The organism is Actinomycetota bacterium, assembly GCA_005774595.1.
In the GTDB taxonomy this organism is placed as follows: Bacteria; Actinomycetota; Coriobacteriia; order Anaerosomatales; family D1FN1-002; genus D1FN1-002.
The window spans coordinates 1,620-3,132 of record VAUM01000235.1; the positions used below are offsets into that span (position 1 = coordinate 1,620).

General features: G+C 73.6%; 1 protein-coding gene and 1 pseudogene (1 of these 2 running past the window's edge). Both read right to left on the reverse strand.

What is annotated here, in order from left to right; translation table 11 throughout:
• Window positions 1-19: pseudogene (locus FDZ70_08445) on the reverse strand (PASTA domain-containing protein) (it extends 434 nt beyond the left edge of the window).
• 38 nt (window positions 20-57) lie between these two features.
• Window positions 58-1,513: PASTA domain-containing protein (locus FDZ70_08450; protein ID TLM72399.1), on the reverse strand; the 1,456-nt coding region annotated here is incomplete at its 5' end.

A 1,513-nucleotide genomic window follows, 5' to 3' on the forward strand; every position in this document is an offset into this window, starting at 1 on the left:
CTCTCAGCGTTCGTCGCACGCAAGCGGAGCTGAGGGGCACGCCCTGTGCAGCGCGGCTCAGCCCGCGGCGCGTAGAGCGACGCCGTCGCGCTCGACGGCACGCTCGCGTGCGGCACCTACGAATTCGCGGAAGAGCGGCGCCGGCCGCACGGGCCGCGACTTGAACTCCGGGTGGAACTGGCTGGCGACGAACCATGGGTGATCGGGTAGCTCGACGATCTCGACGAGCCTCCCCTCGTAGACGGTGCCCGAGACGACGAGCCCGGCGTCCACGAGTTGCGGCCGCAGATGGTTGTTGACCTCGTAGCGATGGCGGTGCCGCTCGTGCACGACGGCCTCGCCGTACAGCTCCCTCGCCACCGTGCCCTCGGCGAGCTCGACCGCGCCCGCCGGCGTCTGCGAGACGACCTTGTCCTTGTCGGCCAGCGTGCCGGCGGTCGTGGTGACGCTGCCGAGCGTGAACCCCGCGCGCTGGATCGCGGCGATCGCGTCGGTCTGCGTCATGCCGATGACACCGGGCACCGGCACGGTCTTCGCGCCCGCGATGATGATGTTGACGAGGCTGCCGCCGGCCACGCGTTGCCCAGCGGGCGGATCCTGGCCGAGGATCGAGCCGGTCGTGGCGCCCGACGGCACCGGCGAGCGGTAGTCCACGGCGCCGAGCAGCAGCCCGGCCTCCTGGAACACCGCGGCCGCCTCGGTCTCGGTCATGTTCGAGACGTCGGGCACGACCGGCTTCGAGAAGTAGGTGAACGCCCACGCACCGACGGCGCCGAGCAGGAACAGCGCAGCGATCGACGCGGTGACCCACACCCACGGCCCGGCCTTGCGGCGCGGACGGCGCGGGCCCTCGTCCACGAGCGGCATCTGCATCGTGATCATCGGAGCCCCGCGGCCCATGATCGAGCCGCCGGACGCGACGCGCTCGAGGTCTTGGCGCAGCTCCTCGGCCGAGCCGTAGCGCGTGGCCGGGTCCTTGGCGAGCGCGCGCATGACGACCTGCTCGAACGAGGCCGGGACCTGCGGATTGATGCGGCGCAGCGGCTCCGCCGGGGCGGTCCCGTGGAGCGTGGCGACCTCGCCGGCGGTCGGTGCGTCGAACGGCACGGAGCCGGTGACGGCCCGGTACATGATGGCGCCGAGCGAGTAGATGTCCGACTGGGGCGCGACCTGGCCGCCCTTGGCCACCTCGGGGTTGAGGTAGTGCGCGGCCTCGGGGGCGGCGGCGGGCTCGGGCGCGGTACCGCGCGGGGGCGCGACGCACGTGATGCGCGCGTCGCCCTCGGGCGTGACGACGATCGTCTCGGGCCTCAGGTCACCGAGGACGACGCGGTGCGCGTGCAGCGCGGACAGGCCGGCGCAGACCTGGCTCGCCCAGTGCGCGGTGTCGGCGACCGGCACGCGGCCGCCGGCGTGGCCGAACAGCGCCGAGAGCGCGGTGCCGGGCACGAGTTCCTCGGCGCACCAGAAGAAGGTGCGCGCGGGCTCGGCAGGGGCCGGCGCGCACCTTCTT